The following is a 17,782-nucleotide window of genomic DNA, read 5'->3' on the forward strand; positions in this document are numbered from 1 at the left end:
TTAGTCTCAAATTTTGAGAATCGCAACGCCGTCTTCACCTTAACCGTGTCTTCGCGCACAAAAAAGCCGGGGCCCCTTGCGGGACCCCGGCTGGTGTCACACAGCGCCGATCAGAAGCGCTGCTGGTACTTCATGAACACGAAGCGGCCGAGGTCGAAACCGCCGTAGTAGGCGAAGTTCGAGTTCGGCTGGTCGAACGCCGGAGCCGCGTAGTGGTTGAACACGTTGTTGGCACCGACCGCCACCGTCGCGTTCCACGGGGTCTTCACCGCGAACTGGACGTCGTGGAAGGTGTTCGAGCCGGTCTCGTTCATCGGGACGTTCTGGCCCTGGGTGTCAGGCGCCGCGTAGTCCGGGATGTTGCAGATCGAGTCGAAGTAGCACTCTTCCTTCATGGAGGAGTAGTAGCGCATCCCCCAGTTGGCCGAGAACGGGCCATTTTCCCAGTTCATGTTCAGGTTCGAACGCAGGCGGAAGTTGCCGCCGAAGCCGACGTACACCGATTCCGGGGTGGTCGCTTCGTTGGTGGTCTTCAGGTTGTTCTTGCTGACGTAGGTGTTCTGCCAGGTCGCGCCGATGTTGCCGAAGCCCGTCTGCACGCGGTAGGACACGTCGAAATCGAAGCCTTCCGTCTCCTGGTAGCCGGCATTGCGCAGGCCGTAGGTGAGGTCGTTGACGATGCCGGTCACCGGATCACGGCTGAAGCCCGAGCAACGCGACTCGATCAGCGAGATGTAGCAGTCGCTGAGCATCTGGTTCGGGCTGTCGGACACCAGCGTGTTCTCGATGGTGATGTTCCACCAGTCGAGCGTCAGGCTGAGACCTTCGACCCACGACGGGCTGTACACCAGGCCGATCGTCTTGGACTCGGCCGTTTCCGGCGACAGGTTCGGGTTGGAGCCGCTGGTGAACGGCACCGGCGTCTGCGCTGCCGGACCCTCGGTCGGGATGAAGCCCTGCTGCAGCTGGCGGTAGTTCGCCGCCACGTCCTGCAGGCAGCGCTGCGAGCCGGCCGCAGTGCCGTATTCGCTGTCGCAGGGATCGCGGAAGCCGGTGGTGAAGGTCTGCGAGCCGCCGCCGTACAGGTCGGAGATCGTCGGCGCGCGGAAGCCCTCGGCCCAGGTGCCGCGAACCAGCAGGTCGTTGATCGGACGCCACTTCACACCGAACTTGTTGTTGGTGGTGTCACCGAAGGTGCTGAAGTCCGAGTAGCGGCTTGCGAGGTTGAAGCTCAGCTCCTGTGCGAACGCCATGTCGGCCAGCACCGGGATGTTCAGCTCGACGTAGAACTCGTCGACGTCGTACTCGCCGTAGGTCGGACCGGCGGCCAGGTTGGTCGAGTTGCCCGACTGCGAGATCGCGTCGGGGGTATAGCCGCCCTGCTCCTTGCGGTACTCGTAGCCCACCGCGAAGCCAAGGTCGCCCGCCGGCAGGGTCACGATGGAACCCGCCAGGTTGGCGAAGTAGCTGGTGGTCTCGGTTTCGCCCAGCGCGTGCTCCTGCTTGAACAGGTAGTCGCGCACGGCCTGGTCATCGAGCGAGTTGGCGACGCCGCCGGTGCCGAAGCCCGCGAAGGGGTTCCACGGCGTGCAGCCGGCGATCACGTTGCCCGGGGTGCCGCAGACCACGTTGCCGGTGGTCTCGTCCAGGAAGGACGAACCCACGGCATTGCGCACGTTCGGGATGTAGAAGTTGCCGTTGCTGATCTTGCTCAGCTCGTTCTTGTTGTACAGGTAGCCGGCATCCCAGTCGAAGTAGCGGTCACCGATCTCGAACGCGCCGTCGAGGCCCGCCGTGAAGCGCCACGTGGTGAGTTCGGACTCGGTGGTGCGCGGGTTTTCCCAGCCGCGACGACGCCAGTCGACGGCGCGGCCGTCATCGAGCGGGTTGAAGTAGCTGTCGGCCGCCATCGGCGCCCTGATCGCCGTCGACTGGACCGGATAGCCTGCGATCTGCGAATTGGCGACGCGGTTGTTGTAGCCGATGTCGGTCGAGAAGCGGACGTTGTCGGTCAGGTCGTACTGGCCGTTGACGTACAGCGAGCGGCGCTCGAGCGGCGTCAGCACGTGCATCTGCTGCGCGGCGTTGCTCATGTCGTCGGCGGTCTGCGGGTGGAACGCATCCGAACCGAGGGCGTTGCCGCCGCGGTTGGGGGCACGCCAGTCAGCTGGCAGCGGCGTGGTCTTGCCATCGGCGTTGAGCACCGGCGAACCATCGGGGTTGCGCTCGATCAGGCCGCTGTTGGCGTTGTAGTTGCCCCACTTGCCGACCGGGCTGAGGCTGTACTGCGGGAAGCCCGGGTAGGAGTCGCGGCTGAACCAGCGGTCGCGGGCCCAGACGCCGTCTTCCTTGTGGTACTCGGCGGCCAGCGTGAGCGAACCGCGCTCACCGGACATGCCCATGATGAAGTCGTAGCTTTCCTTGGCGCCGTCGCCCTCGCCGAACTGGCCGTAGTAGGCATTGGCCTCGGCACCGTCGAAGTTCTTGCGGGTGATGATGTTCACCACGCCGGCCATCGCGTCGGAACCGTAGATCGACGACGCGCCGTCCTTCAGGATCTCGATGCGGTCGACCATGACCGACGGGATCGAGGCGACGTCCTGCAGGCCGTCGGTGGTGATGCCCAGGCGCTTGCCGTTCACCAGCACCAGCGTGCGGTTGGCACCGAGGTTGCGCAGATCGATGTACTGGCCACCCACCGCTTCACCGGAGGCGAGCGACTCGGAGCGGCTGATCGCCGGGGAGCCGGCGGCGGTCATGTTCTGGAGGATGTCGGACACAGTGCGGAAGCCCTGGCCCTCGATGTCCGCGCGGCTGATCGTCAGGACCGGCTGCGCCGTCTCCATGTCGACCTGGCGGATGCGCGAACCGGTGACCTCGATGCGATCAAGCGTCGTGGCGGCGGCGGCTTCCGGGGCGTCCTGCGCGAACGCGGGCAGCGAGACCGCCAGGGTCGCGCCGGCGAGCAGCGACGTGCGGATGGCGTCCCGCAGCAAACTTGTCTTCATGAGTACTCCAAGATCTTTGGTTGATGAGTGCAAACAGTTAACGCGTCGTTAAAAGAAGCCGACTCGCCGACATTAGGGACGGACCGGTTCCGCCGGGTGCTCGCGCTGTCGCTTCGGCGTGCCCGAAATCGCCATCCCGCCCGATCCCCGGCATTTGTCACCGGGTGTTCATGAGTTTTTGGGAGGGCGCCGCAGCGGTTGGCGAGGTCGCCGCGCCACGCGCGCCCGCAGCGCCCTGCCGGGCTCCAGCCCAGTGCTCATGCGGGGTTTCGTCGAAACGTCATCGATACGTCCTGCCGGAAGTCGAAACGTCTGCGTGGCTTCGCTACTTCGGGCACGCGGAACACCACCCTTGGGCACGTATTCAAGTGACAGGGGGCAAGACATCGTGGAAGTGAAGTTCTGGCGCGTGGGACCGGGCAGCGGGATCGACCTGGCCGGCGCCAAGGCGGTGCATTGCGTGCGGGGCTCCGGCCGCGGCAGCCACGCCCTGGTCGCGGCGGGCACTGCGTCGCTGTGGTGCGTGCTGCGCGGCAGCGTGGAAGTGGGCAGTCCGGATGGACCCTTCCGGGTATCGCGCCGCCATTTCCTGGCGTTGCCGGCCGGTGCCGCCGTGCGCGCGGTCGGCCGTGACGGCGCGGACTGGGTGGCGTTGACAGTGCCGCCGGCCGCGGTCGCCGGGATCCTGCGCGGCATGGGCACGCGCCGGGGTCCCGGCCCGCTTCTGTTTCCTGCCGTGCTGCCGATCGACCGCGCCCTGCTGCGCACAGTGGTCGCGATCGCAAGGCAGGCCGGGGACGCCCCTCGGGCGGCCCCGGACATCCTTCTGGGCGGCGTTCTGCAGGCGGCGCGCGACGCCCAGGCCCCGACCCGCGAGTGGCTGGCGCGCGCCAGCGGCCGTACCGAGGGCCACCGGCGGCAGACCGTGCTGCGGCTGCTGAGCGCCCGCAACCGGATCCTGAACTCGCCGTTCGAAGGCAGCGACCTCGACAGCCTTGCGGCCGCGGCGAGCTACTCGAAGTCGCACTTCCTGCGCAGCTTCCGCGACGTGTTCGGCATCACCCCGCACGACCTGGTGATCCAGACGCGGATGGAACTGGCCAAGGACCTGATCGCCAACAGCGACCTGGCGATTTCGGAAGTCGCGGCCAGCGTCGGCTACGAAAGCCGGTTCGCCTTCGCGCGCTCGTTCAAGAAGTGCGTCGGCCTCACCGCGACCCGGTTCCGGCAGGACCTCGCCGACGCCGCCTGACGGCCCCGTAAAGCTGCCCGCCAGCTACGGGCGGCTACACTGTTCCGCCATATGACGCTTCGCGGCGCTTCGCGCAGCCAGCCCGCGCTTGCGCCGGCGGCCCGCCGCCGCGGACCACAGGTGATCCTTGTCCCGAGCCGCAGATGATCGCAGCCGCGACGGTCTCCACCGCCAGCAACTGCGCGTCGGCGTATTCCACGTCGACGCCGGAGCGCTGCAGGTGGAGTCCGGCGGACACACCACGCGCCTGAAGCCCAAGGCCATGGCGGTGCTGCTGGCGCTGGCCCGCGACGCGGGCATGACTGTGTCGCGCGACGAGCTGCTCGACGAGGTCTGGGGCAGCGTGCACGTCACCCCTGGCGTGGTCGGGCATGCCATCACCGCGCTGCGCCGCGCCTTCGGCGACGACCTCGAGCGGCCCACCTATATCGAGACCATCCCGCGGATCGGCTACCGGCTGATCGCGCACGTGGAGTGGCCGGGCAGCGCTGATGCGGTCGAGCCCGCCCAGGAAGCGACCGACCATGACGTAACCGACCAGGACGCGGACACCGTGCCGAAGGCTGTGGGCGGGGGTGCGCGCCTGCTGGACCTGCCTCCGGCGAGGGCCGGCGCCGGGGACGAGGGCGAGGCCTCCGCTGCGGCGGACGCGACCGCTCCAGTCGCGCCCCCGGGCGATCTGCCTCCCCAGATGGACGACGCGCGCCCCCGGACTCTAGTGCAGCGCTGGTGGCCGCAGCTGGCCGCTGCCGCAGTGGCGCTGGTGGCGGCCGCGCTGTTCGTGGCTGGCCCGTGGCGCGGTGATGGGCAGCTGAGGACGCCAGCCGCGGCCGACAGCGGAATCACCGCGGGCCCTATACGCCGCGTCACGTTCGCCCCAGGCAGCGAAGACAGTCCGCGCTACAACCCGGGCGGCGACTGGCTGGTCTACAGCCGCCGCGACCGCCTTGGCGACCCGCCCGGCCTGTTCCTGCAGTCGCCGCACGGCACGGAGGCACGCAAGCTGGCCGGAGGCGATCACGCCGAACGTCCTGCCTGGTCGCCCGATGGGCGGGAAATCGCCTATGTCTGGCGGTCGGCCGACGGCACGGACTGCGAAATCCGGATGACCAGCGTCGACGGTGGCGGCCAGCAGACGATCAGCGAATGCCCGGCGCGCAGCATCGTGTACCTCGACTGGAACCCCGCCGATGCCAACCAGATCGCCTACTCCGCGATCACCACCGGGAGCCCCGGCGACACGCGCGTCACCCTGCTGCGACGGGGCCAGGGGTGGTCACGGGAGCCGTTCGAGTACGGAGACCTGGACACGGCCACCGACCTCTATCCGCGCTTCTCTCCGGATGGCACGCGGATCGCATTCCGCGGCATCTCCAACCCCACGTCCGACCTGTATTCGATGTCCACTGCCGGCGGTGAGGTCACGCGACTGACCACGCTGCGCTCGGAGATCCAGGGCTTCGACTGGCTGCCCGACGGTTCCGGGCTGGTGTTCTCGTCCAACCACGAAGGCCAGCGCGCGCTGTACGTGCTGGAGCTTGCCGACGGCCGGATCACCGCGCTCGGGATCACCGACGCCTCGTCGCCCGACATCGCAAGCCGGGCCTGGAACCTCGCCTTCCAGATCGAGGACTGGCGCTCGGCGCTGGCCGAGTATCCGCTGGATGGCGGCCCGAGGAAGCTGCTGGCACCGTCGTCCGGGCGCGACTTCTCCTCCGCGATGTCGTCCGACGACAGCCGCCTGGTGTTCGCCAGCGACCGCGACGGCAGCTCGCAGCTCTGGCTCCTGGACCGCGGCGCGGACCAGGCCACGCGGCTCACCAGGCACGAGTCCGGCCGGGTGGAGGCACCGGTGCTGTCGGCCGACGGCCGCCGCGTGCTGTACGTGCTCCGCGTGCAAGGCCGGCACGAACTGCATGAATTCGACTTCGACCGGGGCGTGTCGCAGCGCGTCGCGGAGGCAAGCGCGTCGCTGCGCAATGCCATCTACGCCAGCGATGACCGCTCGATCTGGTACGCCGGCTGGAGCGAGACCGACTGGCGCCTGCATGCCTGCCGTCGATCCGCCGGCTCGCCCGGCTGCAGCGGCCAACCGACGCAACTGCCGGCGTTCCGGGTGGAGCGCGCAATGGTGGACGGGCGTTCGGCACTGCTGCTGGCCGAAGTGGGCAGCCAGGGTCGCGTGTTGCTGTATGCCGAAGACGACCTCCACCCGCTGCGCGACGTGCCGCTGGTGATCGAGGAACCGTGGCAGGTCGTCGGAGATGCCGCGTGGTCCCTGCGCTCGCAGGGTGACGGTTCCGGGGTGGCGACGCTCCAGGCGCACTCCTTGCGCGATGGCGCGGTCACGCATCTGACCACGCTGCGCGGGGCTCGCCCGCTGCTTGGCGGCGGGTTCCAGGTCGGTTCGGACCGCCGCCACGTGGTGCTGCCGGTGGTGACGGAGAACCGCGCCGACATCGCCGTGGCGCGCCTGCACCGCAACGGCGGCTGAGCCGCCGGCGAAACCGCAACTTCGGCAAACCGAGTGCGCAGCCAAGGCAACCCCTGCCGCGACGCCGCGCACGAAACTGTCGCCAAGGGCGCGAAAGCCCGACAAACCAAGTGAGTCTTGCGCACGGCCCTCCCTCTCTCCCGGGCCGTGCGCGATTTTTTGTGAGGAAGGTGGCGGAGCCGGCCGATAAGCCGGGTTCTGTCGTGGACAGTCATTCCTCTAGGCGCATCGTCGCCGATACGCTCAAGCAACCTACCCGGACCCGACGCGGGCCGCGCCATTAGGTCCCTATTTGGTCTTGCTCCCGGTGGGGTTTGCCGTGCCGGCCTGTTGCCAGGCTCGCGGTGCGCTCTTACCGCACCATTTCACCCTTGCCACGCGCTTCTTGCGAAGCCGTTCGGCGGTATCTTTCTGTTGCACTTTCCGTCGGCTCGCGCCGCCCAGGCGTTACCTGGCACCGTGCCCTGTGGAGCCCGGACTTTCCTCGGCACCCGGTTCCACCGAAATGGTCCCGGATGACGCGACTGTCTGGCCGACTCCGCCGCGCGTATTCTCGCACGCCGCACGGCGCAGCACGCCCGGTTCCGGCGCTAGCCGCCGTACAGGCTCTTGCGCGGCGCCCCGCTGATATCCGCCGCAACTTTCGCGGCGGTCGAGGGTGGCAGGTGCGCAGCGAGCTTCGCGTACAACAGCCTGCCTTGGGCGACCCTGGCATCCGCGTCTTCGCCGACGCCCTCCACCACCAGCACGAACTCGCCCTTGCGCTGGTTGGCGTCGGCCTCGACCGCGGCATGCAGGTCGGCCAGCGAGCCGTCGAGGACGGTTTCGAACAGCTTGGTCAGCTCGCGCGCCAGCACCGCGCGACGCGCGTCGCCGAACACCGCGCGCAGGTCGGCCAGCGATTCGACGATGCGGTGCGACGACTCGTAGAAGATCAGCGTGCGCGGTTCGCCTGCCAGCTGCGCAAGATGCTCGCGGCGCGCACCCGTCTTGGCCGGCAGGAAGCCCTCGAACACGAAGCGGTCGCTCGGCAGGCCGGCGGCGCTCAGCGCAGCCACCAGCGCGCTCGGGCCGGGCACCGGGCTGACGCGGATGCCGGCGGCGCGCGCGGCGCGCACCAGGCGGTAGCCGGGGTCGCTGACCAGCGGCGTGCCGGCATCGGACACCAGCGCCAGCGAATCGCCGGCCAGCAGCCTCGCCACCAGCCGCGTGGCCTGTTCGTCCTCGTTGTGTTCGTGCACGGCGAGCAGCGGGCGCTCGATGCCGAAGTGCGCCAGCAGGTGACGGGTATGGCGCGTGTCCTCGGCGCAGATCGCGTCGACGGCGCGCAGCGTGTCCAGCGCGCGCGGCGACATGTCGGCGAGGTTGCCGATCGGCGTGGCGACGACGTGGAGGGTTCCGGCGGAGGTCTGCATCGTGTCCATGCGGGCGGGACGGTAGAATCCGGCCATTCTCGCAGCCGGGCAGCAACGATGCGTCATTCTTGGAAGCAGGGACTCGCCGCCACCATCGCCAGCGTGGCGCTTGCCGGCTGCGCCGCGGTGCAGGTCAGCACGCCGGCCGCACCGGTGCAGGCCATCCCGGAAGCCACGCGCAACATCCACTGGCGGTTCGACGACGGCGGCCGTCCGCCAGCCGAGCGCGACGGCTACCGGCCGCCACTCAAGCTCGCGGTGTTGCTGCCGCTCACCGGCAGCCTGGCCACCGCGTCCGCGCCGGTCCGCGACGGACTGCTCGCCGGCTACTACGGCGAACGCCGCCGCCGCCCGGACCTCGAGTTCTACGACACCGCCGGCACCGCCCATGGCGCGGTCGCCGCCTACCAGCGCGCGGTCGCCGAAGGCGCCGACCAGGTGGTAGGACCGCTCGGCCGTGACGAAGTGGACGCGGTGTTCGTGCAGACCGTGCCGTCGGTGCCGCTGCTCGCGCTCAACCGCGCCGGCACGCCCCCGCCCAATGCCGCGAGCTACGCGCTTGCACCCGAGGACGAAGGCAGCGGCGCGGCGGATTTCCTGGCGGCGCGCAACGCGCTGCGCGTGCTGGTGCTGAGCTCCGGCGATGACAGCGCGCGACGCAGCATCGATGCCTTCACCACCCGCCTGCAGTCGCACGGCGGCAGCGTGGTGCAGCTGCTCGCGGTGGTCGGCGACGCGCCGGGCGACATGACCGCGCTCATGCAGGGCGCGCTGCAGCGCGAGGGCGGCGTGGATGCGGTGTTCATGGCGCTGCGCGGCCCGCAGGCGCGACTGGTGGCGCCGCAGGTCGCCGCCGCGGGGCTGGCGACGCGTCCGCGGGTGGCAACCTCGCAGATCATGGCGGGCACCGGCAGGGCCGGCGACGACGCCGCGCTCGACGGCATCGCCTTCCCGTCCGATGCCTGGTCGGTGACCGGCGTGCCGGGCCTGCCGGCCGCGTCCAGCGTGGCGGCGTCGCTGCCCACCGCGCGTGGCCCTGCCGCCCGGCTGTTCGCCTTCGGCTACGACGCCTGGCTGCTCACCGCCTACCTCGAACACCTGGCCACCTCGCCCGACGCCAGCGTGCCCAGCGCCAGCGGCACGCTGCGCATGGATGGCGACGGCAACGTGCTGCGTTCGCCCGCCTGGTCGACCTTCAGCGGCGGCCACGTGGTGCCGCTGGCCGGCGTCGGCGGTTGAGCGAGACCCGGCGCCGCGGCGCCGAAGTCGAGGCCGCGGCGCGCACGCACCTGCTGCGCGCCGGGCTGGTCGACGTGGCGGCCAACGCCAACTACCGGCTCGGCGAGCTCGACCTGGTGATGCGCGACGGCGACACGCTGGTGTTCGTGGAGGTGCGCTACCGCGCCAGTGCCGATTACGGCGGCGGCGGGGAATCGGTCGACCGCGGCAAGCGCCAGCGCATCGTGCGCGCCGCGCAGCTGTTCCTGCTGCAGCACCCTGCCCTCGCCGAGTCGTATTGCCGCTTCGACGTGGTCGATGCCAGCGGCGATCCGGCCGCGCCGGACTTCACCTGGCATCGCGACGCCTTCCGGCTCGACGACGCCTGACGGCGCCGCGCTCAGGCGCCGAAGTGCACGTGCCCGCTGTGCGGTGCGACCCACGGCTTGCCCGCGCCATGCGCGCGGACGCCATGCGTTTCCACGACCGCGCCGATGCGCGTGACCGCCACGCCCGCCGCACGTCCTGCAGCCTGGATCGCGCTGTCCACTGACGCGGGCGCGGTGAAGCACAGTTCGTAGTCGTCGCCGCCGCCGGCCTGCAGCGCGCGCAGCGCATCGCCTGCGAACGCGGCCTGCAGCGCGGCACTGGCCGGCAGCGTGTCGACGTCGATCTCCGCGCCAACCCCGCTCGCGGCGCAGACATGGCCCAGGTCGGCGAGCAGGCCGTCGGAGACGTCCAGGCAGGCATGCGCGATCCCGGACAGCGCGCGGCCGAGCGCGATGCGCGGCAGCGGGCGTTCCAGGCGCGCGCGCAGCGCCGCGTCGATCGCGTCGATGGCGCCGCGTGCCCGCCACTGCGCAAGCGCCGCGGCCGCATCACCGAGCGTGCCGCTGACCCAGACGCCGTCGCCGACGCGTGCGCCGTTTCGGCGCAAGGCGACACCCGGCGCTACGAAGCCGTGCACCGTGACCGAAATCGACAACGGCCCGCGCGTGGTGTCGCCACCCACCAGGGCCACGCCGTGCTCGGCGGCCAGCGCCATGAATCCGTCGAGGAAGGCCGCGACCCACGCGGCGTCGCCTTCGGGCAGGGACAGCGACAGCGTGCACCACGCCGGCTCCGCACCCATCGCCGCCAGGTCGGACAGGTTCACCGCGAGCGCCTTCCAGCCGATGTCGGCGGGCGCGGTGCCGGCGGGGAAATGCACGCCGGCGTTGAGCGTGTCCATCGCCACCACCAGCTCGCGGTCGGCGGGCACGCGCAGCACCGCGGCATCGTCGCCGATGCCGAGCAGCACGTCGTCGCGGGCGTGCGTGGCACGCGCGCGGATGAGATCGATCAGTTCGAACTCGGCCACGGCCGCGTGCCGGCGGTCAGCAGCGCGGGGACTGCACTTCGGCCGCGCGCCACTCGGCGGCGGCGCGGTCGAGCACGCCGTTGACGTAGGTGTGGCCATGCTCGGAGCCGAAGCGCTTGACGGTCTTCAGCGCCTCGTCGATCACCACGCGGTACGGCACGTCGACGCGGTGGCGCAGCTCGTAGGCGGCGATGCGCAGCATGGCGCGCTCGATGGGGTCGACTTCGGCGATGCCGCGGTCGAGGAACGGGGCAAGCGCCTCGTCGAGTTCGCGGCGATGGTTTTCCACCCCGCGCACCAGGTCTTCGAAGTATTCGAGGTCGGCGACTTCGTTGGCCTGCTCGTGGGCCAGCTGCGAGATCGCGTCGCGCGCGTTGGCGCCCGACAGCTGCATGGCATACACCGCCTGCAGTGCGCGGCGCCGCGAGCGCGAGCGCGCGACCGGATCCATCCCGCCGTTGCGCGCGCCGCCGCCGCGATGCGGCCTCACGGCAGCACCGCCAGCAGGCTGGCCATCTCGAGCGCGACCAGCGCGCACTCTTCGCCCTTGTTGCCGTGGCTGCCACCGGCGCGGTTCTCGGCATCGGCCTGCTCGTCGACCGCGAGCACGCCGTTGGCCACCGGCACGCCGTGGTCGAGCTGCACGCGGGCCAGGCCGTCGGCACAGCGGTCGGCGACGTGTTCGAAGTGGCGGGTATCGCCACGCACCACGCAACCCAGGGCGACGATGGCGGCGTGCCGCCCGCCCTGCGCCAGGCGCGCGGCGGCCAGCGGGATCTCCCAGGCGCCGGGCACGCGGACCACGTCGACGTGGTCCGCGGCCACGCCGTGGCCATCAAAGGTCGCGCGCGCACCCGCCACCAGCGCATCGACGATGCGCGGGTTCCAGCGGCTGGCGATGATGGCGAAGCGCGCGCCGTTGGGGGCGCGCAGGTCGCCTTCGTGGTGGGTCATGGGGGAAATCCTCGGGTAGGCCGGCATTCTAGCCGAGCGCGATTACGCGGGCGGGTCGACGTACTCGACCACTTCCAGGCCGAAGCCCGCCAGGCCGACCTGCTTGCGCGCGGTGCCCATCACGCGCAGGCGGCGCAGGCCGAGGTCGGCGAGGATCTGGCTGCCGGCGCCGTTGCGCCGCCATTCCAGCAGCGCCCCGCCCCGCGGCGCTTCGGCAGGTGCCGGGACCGCATCGTCGGCGGCACGGATGCGCGCCAGCAGCGCGTCGGGGGTCTGGGCGCCATCCAGCAGCACCAGCGCGCCGCGGCCCTCGCGGGCGATCGCGGCCAGCACGTCGCCAACGGCCGGGCCGAAATCGGCGCGCCGCCAGTGCACGGCATCGGCGAGCGCGTTGCGCACCTGCACGCGCACCAGCGTGGGCGTGTCGGGATCGGCCTCGGGCTCGCCGCGCACCAGCGCGAAATGCAGCGCATGGCCCAGGCGGTCGCGATAGCTGAGCAGGCGGAACGGGCCGTGTTCGGTGTCGATCGCGCGCACGTCGACGCGCTCCACGGTGTGCTCGGTGGCCAGGCGATGGCGGATGAGCGCTTCGATGGAGCCCATCTTCAGGCCGTGCTCGCGCGCGAACACCTCCAGCTCCGGGCGCCGCGCCATGGTGCCGTCGGGGTTGAGGATCTCGACCAGCACGCCGGCCGGCTCCAGGCCGGCGAGCATCGCCAGGTCCGCGGCGGCTTCGGTGTGGCCGGCGCGCGCCAGCACGCCACCCGGCTGCGCGGCGAGCGGGAAGATGTGGCCCGGTTGGGCGAGATCCGCCGGCGTCGCGTTCGGGCGCACCGCGGTGCGCACGGTGTGCGCGCGGTCGTAGGCGGAGATGCCGGTGGTGACGCCCTCGGCCGCCTCGATGCTGACCGTGAAGTTGGTGTGGTGCGACGAGGTGTTGGACTGCACCATCGGCGGCAGGCCGAGCTGCGCGCAGCGCTCGCGGGTCAGCGACAGGCAGACCAGGCCGCGCGCGTGGGTGACCATGAAATTGATGTCGGACGGCCGCACCAGTTCGGCGGCCATGATCAGGTCACCCTCGTTCTCGCGGTCCTCGTCGTCGACGATGACGACCATGCGGCCGGCGCGGAGTTCTTCGAGCAGTTCGGGGACGGTGGCGAAAGGCATGGTTCAGCGGTCCTGCAGCAGGCGCTCGACGTAGCGGGCGACGAGGTCGATCTCGAGGTTGACGGAGTCGCCGACGGTCGTGGCGGCGAACGCGGTGTTGGCGACGGTGTGCGGCACCAGCGCGACGTCGAAGGTGTCGCCTGCCACGGCATTCACCGTGAGGCTCACGCCGTCGACGCAGATCGAACCCTTCTGCGCGATGTACTTCATCAGCGCGGCCGGGGCCTGGAAGCGCCAGCGCTGGGCGCGGCCGTCGTCGCTGACCGCGAGCACGCGGCCGACGCCGTCGACATGGCCGCTGACCAGGTGTCCGCCGAGGCGATCGCTGGCGCGCATGGCGCGCTCGAGGTTCACCGGCGCGCCTTCCGCCAGCCCGCCGAGCGTGGTGAGAGCGAGGGTCTCGTTGGAGGCGTCGGCCTCGAAATGGCCGGCGCCATGCGCGACCACGGTCAGGCAGGTGCCGTTGACCGCGATGCTCTCGCCCAGGGCGGGATCGGCGAACGGCAGGTTGCCGACGGCGATGCGCAGGCGGGCGTCGCCACCTCGTGCCTCACGCTGCTCGAGGGTGCCGACGGCTTCGATGATTCCGGTGAACATGCAGGCTTACCGCCGTCCGTTGGGGCTCCGCGCGGGCCGCGCGCCACCCGGCCCGCGCCCGTGGAACGGGGCAGGCGGAGACGTGGGGCTGCCGCGTGCCGGGGCATCCGGCGGCGCGGATTCTACCATCGGGGTGTCGGGCGGCCGCGCGGACGGTGCGTCCCAGCGGCGGCCTCCGCCGCGCGGCGCGCTCAGGCGGCGGGTTGCGCGGTGGCCACCGGATACAGGCGCATGCGCATGTCCTCGCCCACCGCAACCATCTCTTCGACCCGCATCTGCATGCGGTGGGCCATGTCGTCGATCCCGAGCCCGGAAAACAGCGGGCGCGCGTGCGCTCCCAGCAGGATCGGCGCCATGTAGATCAGCATCTCGTCGACCAGGCCGGCATGCAGGAACGCGCCGGCGAGCGTGGCGCCCGCTTCGAGCTGCACCTCGTTGATGCCGCGCGTGGCCAGCAGCCGCAGCACGGCATCGAGGTCGAGCGCGTTGCCCTGCGACGGCACCGCGACGCGCTCGATGCCGGGCAGGCGCGGCGGCTTGGCGTTGCCGGCGTGCAGGTACAGGGTGGGCGCGTCGCCCTCGCGCACGCGGCCGCGGGCAACTGTGGCCAGGCCGGGGTCGAGCACCACGCGCAGCGGCGGCACAAAATCCGGCTCGCCGGGTAGGCGCACGGTGAGCTGCGGGTCGTCCGCCAGCACCGTGCCGGAACCGGTCAGCAGCGCACCGCTGCGCGCGCGCCAGCGCATCACGTCCTCGCGCGACGCGTCGCCGCTGATCCACTTCGACTCGCCGTTGGCGAGCGCGGTGCGTCCGTCCAGGCTCATCGCCAGCTTGACGCGCAGCCACGGCCGTCCGCGCTCCAGCCGCGCCAGGTAGCCGCGGTTGAGCACCCGCGCCTGCTGTTCCATCAGACCGGACTCGACCGTGATGCCGGCGGCGCGCAGGCGCTCGAAGCCACTGCCATCGACCTCCGGGAACGGGTCCGGCATGGCCCCCACCACGCGCGCCACGCCGGCCGCGACGAGCGCATCCGCGCAGGGGCCGGTCCGCCCGGTGTGCGCGCAGGGCTCGAGGGTGACGTAGGCGGTGGCGCCGCGCGCGCGCGCGCCGGCCGCTTCAAGCGCGTGCACTTCGGCATGCGGACCGCCGGCGCGCTGGTGCCAGCCTTCGCCGACCACCTCGTCGCCTTGCGCGAGCACGCAGCCGACCATCGGATTGGGCCGGGTGGTCCATGCGCCGCGCTCGGCGAGGCGCAGTGCGCGCGCCATCATGGCGTGATCGACAGCCGAAAATCCCTGCATCAGGTGCTGGTATCCACGTTGGAGTAGAGGGGGTCGCCGCCGAGCAGCCAGTTGGCGGCCTGGTGGCGCTCGCCGGCGATGCTCAGGCAGCGCTGCAGCTGTTCGTCGTCGGCCTGGTCGATGCGCGCGCCTTCGACGGCCAGGTCGCCGTCGAGCAGCGCGCCGTCATCGACATCCAGGCTGGCCCAGGTGCACTCGCGCACGAAAGCGGCGAAATCCATGGGCTCCGGGCGCAGCTGCCAGTCACGCAGGCGCCAGTGCAGCGCCAGCTGGCGCGCGGCGAAGGTGTCGAGCGCACGCTCGCCGCGCAGCTGGGGCGCAGGATCCCGGGCCAGCGGCGCGTCGTCGAGCAGCCCCACCGCCTCCGCGGCCGCGACCGGGTCGACGAGGCGGTCGTGCGCCAGGCCGGGCTGCAGGTCCAGCGCCCAGGCCAGCACGTACAGGCCTTCGGCGCGCCAGCTGGCGTCGATGGCGGCCTTGCGCGCGAGCTGCCCCAGCGGCGTGGCAATGACTTCGGCTTCGCCCGGCTCCAGCGCCGCCTGCAGGCCGGTGGCGTCGAGCCAGTCGCGCAGGCGCCTGCACATCGCCTCGGCGTCGGCGTCGCCCGGATCCTGCTCCAGGCTGGCGCGGCAGGCGATGCTGGCCAGGGCCAGCGCGCGCTCGTGCACGCGACGCGCGCCAGGGCGTGGGTGCAGGCCTGCCTGGCCGGGGTGCTGCATCGGGCTCAGCGCTTGCGGCCCTTGCCGGAGCGCGCGTCGAACGGCAGCACGTCGCCTCCGAGCAGGGGCAGCTGGCCGTCGCCCGGGCCTTCGCGTTCGAGGCGGTCGAGCTGCTCGCGGAAATCGGCGACGTCCTCGAACGCCTGGTACACCGAGGCGAAGCGCACGAAGGCGATGTGGTCGATCTTGCGCAGCTCGGCCATGACGAATTCGCCGACCCGGCGCGAGGCGATCTCGCGCTCGGTGGTCATGCGCAGCTGGTGCACCACCGCACGCACCGACGCCTCGATCTGCTCCTCGGAGACCGGGCGCTTGTGCAGCGCGCGGTCGAAGCCCAGGCGCAGCTTGCGCGCGTCGAAATGCTCGCGCCGGCCATCGGACTTGATGATCGCCGGCAGCTTCAGCTCGATGGTTTCCAGCGTGGAGAAGCGCTCGCCACAGGCCTCGCACTCGCGACGACGGCGGATGGTCGCGCCGTCGTCGCTGACCCGCGAATCGATCACGCGGGTGTCGTGGTGCTGGCAGAAGAGGCAATGCATCGGCGGCGGGCGCTGTGGTCCTGTGGCGGGGTGTGGTGCCGGTCCGGCCTCACCTTATCCGTAGACGGGGAAGCGTGCGCACTGGCGGGTCACGTTTTCACGGACCCGGGCGATCACCGCCTCGTCGGCGGGCTGGTCCAGCACGTCGCAGATCCAGTTGGCCAGCTCCACGCAGTCGACTTCCAGATAGCCGCGCGTGGTGACCGCCGGCGTGCCCAGGCGCAGGCCCGAGGTCACGAACGGCTTCTGCGGGTCGTTGGGCACGGCATTCTTGTTGACCGTGATGTGCGCGCGGCCCAGCGCCTCCTCGGCGGCCTTGCCGGTGACGCCCTTGCCGATCATGTCGACCAGCATCAGGTGGTTCTCGGTGCCGCCGGAGACGATCTTGTAACCGCGCTCGATCACCACCTTGGCCATCGCCTGGGCGTTCTTGACCACCTGCTGCTGGTAGGCCTTGAACTCCGGCTCCAGCGCTTCCTTGAACGCCACCGCCTTGGCAGCGATGACGTGCATCAGCGGGCCACCCTGGATGCCCGGGAACACGATCGACTGCAGCTTCTTGGTGATTTCGTCGGCGGCTTCACCCATGGCGGTGCGGCTGGCGACGATGATGCCGCCGCGCGGGCCGCGGAGCGTCTTGTGCGTGGTCGACGTGACGATGTGCGCGTGCGGCACCGGGTTGGGATACACGCCCGCGGCGACCAGCCCGGCGACGTGCGCCATGTCGACGAACAGGTACGCACCGATCTTGTCGGCGATGGCGCGGAAACGCGCCCAGTCGACGACCTGCGAATAGGCGCTGAAACCGGCGACGACCATCTTCGGCTTGTGCTCCACGGCGAGGCGCTCGACCTCGTCGTAGTCGATCATGCCGGCCTCGTCGACGCCGTACTGCACGGCCTTGAACAGCTTGCCGCTGATGTTGACCTTGGCGCCGTGGGTGAGATGGCCACCATGCGCCAGCGACATGCCGAGGATGGTGTCGCCCGGCTGCAGCAGCGCCAGGTACACGGCCTGGTTGGCCTGCGAGCCCGAATGCGGCTGCACGTTGGCGTACATGTCGGCCACGGAGCCGGCGGCGAACAGCTGCTTGACGCGGTCGAGCGCGAGCTGCTCGGCGACGTCGACATATTCGCAGCCGCCGTAATAGCGCTTGCCCGGATAGCCCTCGGCGTACTTGTTGGTGAGCTTGGAGCCCTGCGCTTCCATCACCCGGGGGCTGGCGTAGTTCTCCGAGGCGATCAGCTCGACATGGTCTTCCTGGCGGCGGCCTTCGTCGGCGATGGCCTGGGCCAGTTCGGGGTCGTAGCCTTCGATGCGCGCGTCTCGCGGGAACATGGTCACTCCGGGCGGAAGATGGGGGTCCGGGCAATTGTAGCCCGCGGCCGCCAACGACCCAGCCGCGCAAGAGATGTGTCGTCTCCCTCCCCATGGAGTAGAGGCGCCGGGCTTGTATGGGCGCCGGGTACCAAGCCCCTTGAGGACTCATGTCCCCCGGCGATGCCCTTCGGCCATCGCCTCCTCCTTGACTTCGCCCTCAAGGGGCTTGGCACCCGGTCCGCCCCACTACGCGGTGGTTCGAGGAGCAGAGCCACAGCCCGCAATCTCTGCGGTACCGGCAGCCGGCGAAGAGCCCGGAGTGGCCGCGAGGCCGTCGCGGGGAAGTCAAGGAGGAGGCATCCGCCGCAGGCGGATCCGGGGGACATGAGCCGCGACGGCCTCGCGGCCACCACGGGTTGCTCCAGAAAAAGAAGGGCG

At 70.8% G+C, this 17,782-nt stretch carries 15 protein-coding genes and 1 other RNA gene; 4 read left to right on the forward strand and 12 right to left on the reverse strand.

Annotated features, from left to right (window positions below):
- Positions 1–110: 110 nt before the first annotated feature.
- Positions 111–3,008, reverse strand: coding sequence for a TonB-dependent receptor (locus JGR64_RS11105; RefSeq protein ID WP_199373439.1), 2,898 nt, complete (start codon positions 3,006–3,008; stop codon positions 111–113).
- A gap of 388 nt (positions 3,009–3,396) precedes the next feature.
- Here JGR64_RS11105 and JGR64_RS11110 point away from each other — a divergent pair, with 388 nt between their 5' ends.
- Positions 3,397–4,260 (forward strand): AraC family transcriptional regulator, encoded by an 864-nt coding sequence (locus tag JGR64_RS11110; protein ID WP_199373440.1) that lies wholly within the window; start codon positions 3,397–3,399, stop codon positions 4,258–4,260.
- 127 nt (positions 4,261–4,387) lie between these two features.
- Positions 4,388–6,754, forward strand: coding sequence for a winged helix-turn-helix domain-containing protein (locus tag JGR64_RS11115; protein WP_199373441.1), 2,367 nt, complete (start codon positions 4,388–4,390; stop codon positions 6,752–6,754).
- 171 nt (positions 6,755–6,925) lie between these two features.
- Here the strand turns inward: JGR64_RS11115 and rnpB are convergent.
- Both rnpB and rsmI read right to left on the reverse strand, forming a co-directional pair.
- Positions 6,926–7,294, reverse strand: an RNA gene (gene rnpB, locus JGR64_RS11120) — RNase P RNA component class A.
- A 50-nt stretch (positions 7,295–7,344) separates the two neighbouring features.
- Positions 7,345–8,169, reverse strand: a complete 825-nt coding sequence (rsmI, locus tag JGR64_RS11125) for a 16S rRNA (cytidine(1402)-2'-O)-methyltransferase (protein ID WP_199374300.1) — start codon at positions 8,167–8,169, stop codon at positions 7,345–7,347.
- Positions 8,170–8,226: 57 nt separating this feature from the next.
- Here rsmI and JGR64_RS11130 point away from each other — a divergent pair, with 57 nt between their 5' ends.
- Together JGR64_RS11130 and JGR64_RS11135 are read left to right on the forward strand one after the other, a co-directional pair.
- On the forward strand, positions 8,227–9,408 hold the full coding sequence (locus JGR64_RS11130; protein WP_199373442.1) for a penicillin-binding protein activator: 1,182 nt from the start codon (positions 8,227–8,229) through the stop codon (positions 9,406–9,408).
- Positions 9,405–9,776 (forward strand): YraN family protein, encoded by a 372-nt coding sequence (locus JGR64_RS11135; protein ID WP_199373443.1) that lies wholly within the window; start codon positions 9,405–9,407, stop codon positions 9,774–9,776. The genes JGR64_RS11130 and JGR64_RS11135 overlap by 4 nt, the downstream gene beginning before the upstream one ends.
- 11 nt (positions 9,777–9,787) lie before the next feature.
- Here the strand turns inward: JGR64_RS11135 and thiL are convergent, their stop codons facing one another.
- The 9 genes from thiL to glyA form a co-directional block, all read right to left on the reverse strand.
- Positions 9,788–10,747 carry a thiamine-phosphate kinase gene (gene thiL / locus JGR64_RS11140; protein WP_234446946.1) on the reverse strand — a complete coding sequence of 320 codons (960 nt, stop codon included), beginning with the start codon at positions 10,745–10,747 and terminating at the stop codon, positions 9,788–9,790.
- Positions 10,748–10,763: 16 nt separating this feature from the next.
- The gene (gene nusB, locus JGR64_RS11145; protein ID WP_199374302.1) at positions 10,764–11,198 is read right to left on the reverse strand and encodes a transcription antitermination factor NusB; all 435 of its coding nucleotides are present in this window, start codon (positions 11,196–11,198) and stop codon (positions 10,764–10,766) included.
- Positions 11,199–11,233: 35 nt separating this feature from the next.
- Positions 11,234–11,701: a 6,7-dimethyl-8-ribityllumazine synthase gene (gene ribH, locus JGR64_RS11150; protein ID WP_199373445.1), complete on the reverse strand. Its 468-nt coding sequence runs from the start codon at positions 11,699–11,701 to the stop codon at positions 11,234–11,236.
- Between the two features lie 42 nt (positions 11,702–11,743).
- Positions 11,744–12,868, reverse strand: a complete 1,125-nt coding sequence (gene ribB / locus JGR64_RS11155; protein WP_199373446.1) for a 3,4-dihydroxy-2-butanone-4-phosphate synthase — start codon at positions 12,866–12,868, stop codon at positions 11,744–11,746.
- Positions 12,869–12,871: 3 nt separating this feature from the next.
- Positions 12,872–13,465: a riboflavin synthase gene (locus JGR64_RS11160; RefSeq protein WP_199373447.1), complete on the reverse strand. Its 594-nt coding sequence runs from the start codon at positions 13,463–13,465 to the stop codon at positions 12,872–12,874.
- 191 nt (positions 13,466–13,656) lie between these two features.
- Positions 13,657–14,736 (reverse strand): bifunctional diaminohydroxyphosphoribosylaminopyrimidine deaminase/5-amino-6-(5-phosphoribosylamino)uracil reductase RibD, encoded by a 1,080-nt coding sequence (gene ribD / locus JGR64_RS11165; protein ID WP_233398699.1) that lies wholly within the window; start codon positions 14,734–14,736, stop codon positions 13,657–13,659.
- A gap of 29 nt (positions 14,737–14,765) precedes the next feature.
- The gene (locus JGR64_RS11170) at positions 14,766–15,485 is read right to left on the reverse strand and encodes a DUF4272 domain-containing protein (RefSeq protein WP_199373449.1); all 720 of its coding nucleotides are present in this window, start codon (positions 15,483–15,485) and stop codon (positions 14,766–14,768) included.
- 5 nt (positions 15,486–15,490) lie between these two features.
- Positions 15,491–16,024, reverse strand: coding sequence for a transcriptional regulator NrdR (nrdR, locus tag JGR64_RS11175; RefSeq protein ID WP_199373450.1), 534 nt, complete (start codon positions 16,022–16,024; stop codon positions 15,491–15,493).
- Between the two features lie 54 nt (positions 16,025–16,078).
- Positions 16,079–17,362 (reverse strand): serine hydroxymethyltransferase, encoded by a 1,284-nt coding sequence (gene glyA, locus JGR64_RS11180; protein ID WP_199373451.1) that lies wholly within the window; start codon positions 17,360–17,362, stop codon positions 16,079–16,081.
- Positions 17,363–17,782: the final 420 nt, after the last annotated feature.

Source organism: Luteimonas sp. MC1572 (assembly GCF_016615815.1).
Taxonomy (GTDB): Bacteria; Pseudomonadota; Gammaproteobacteria; order Xanthomonadales; family Xanthomonadaceae; genus Luteimonas.

Bases quoted from the DNA above. Each gene is read 5' to 3' on its own strand.
- JGR64_RS11130 (WP_199373442.1), top strand. From the start codon at position 8,227: ATGCGTCATTCTTGGAAGCAGGGACTCGCCGCCACCATCGCCAGCGTG.
- JGR64_RS11170 (WP_199373449.1), bottom strand. From the start codon at position 15,485: ATGCAGCACCCCGGCCAGGCAGGCCTGCACCCACGCCCTGGCGCGCGT.
- ribB (WP_199373446.1), bottom strand. From the start codon at position 12,868: ATGCCTTTCGCCACCGTCCCCGAACTGCTCGAAGAACTCCGCGCCGGC.
- JGR64_RS11105 (WP_199373439.1), bottom strand. From the start codon at position 3,008: ATGAAGACAAGTTTGCTGCGGGACGCCATCCGCACGTCGCTGCTCGCC.
- ribH (WP_199373445.1), bottom strand. From the start codon at position 11,701: ATGACCCACCACGAAGGCGACCTGCGCGCCCCCAACGGCGCGCGCTTC.
- nusB (WP_199374302.1), bottom strand. From the start codon at position 11,198: ATGGATCCGGTCGCGCGCTCGCGCTCGCGGCGCCGCGCACTGCAGGCG.
- rsmI (WP_199374300.1), bottom strand. From the start codon at position 8,169: ATGCAGACCTCCGCCGGAACCCTCCACGTCGTCGCCACGCCGATCGGC.
- nrdR (WP_199373450.1), bottom strand. From the start codon at position 16,024: ATGCATTGCCTCTTCTGCCAGCACCACGACACCCGCGTGATCGATTCG.
- JGR64_RS11160 (WP_199373447.1), bottom strand. From the start codon at position 13,465: ATGTTCACCGGAATCATCGAAGCCGTCGGCACCCTCGAGCAGCGTGAG.
- ribD (WP_233398699.1), bottom strand. From the start codon at position 14,736: ATGATGGCGCGCGCACTGCGCCTCGCCGAGCGCGGCGCATGGACCACC.
- glyA (WP_199373451.1), bottom strand. From the start codon at position 17,362: ATGTTCCCGCGAGACGCGCGCATCGAAGGCTACGACCCCGAACTGGCC.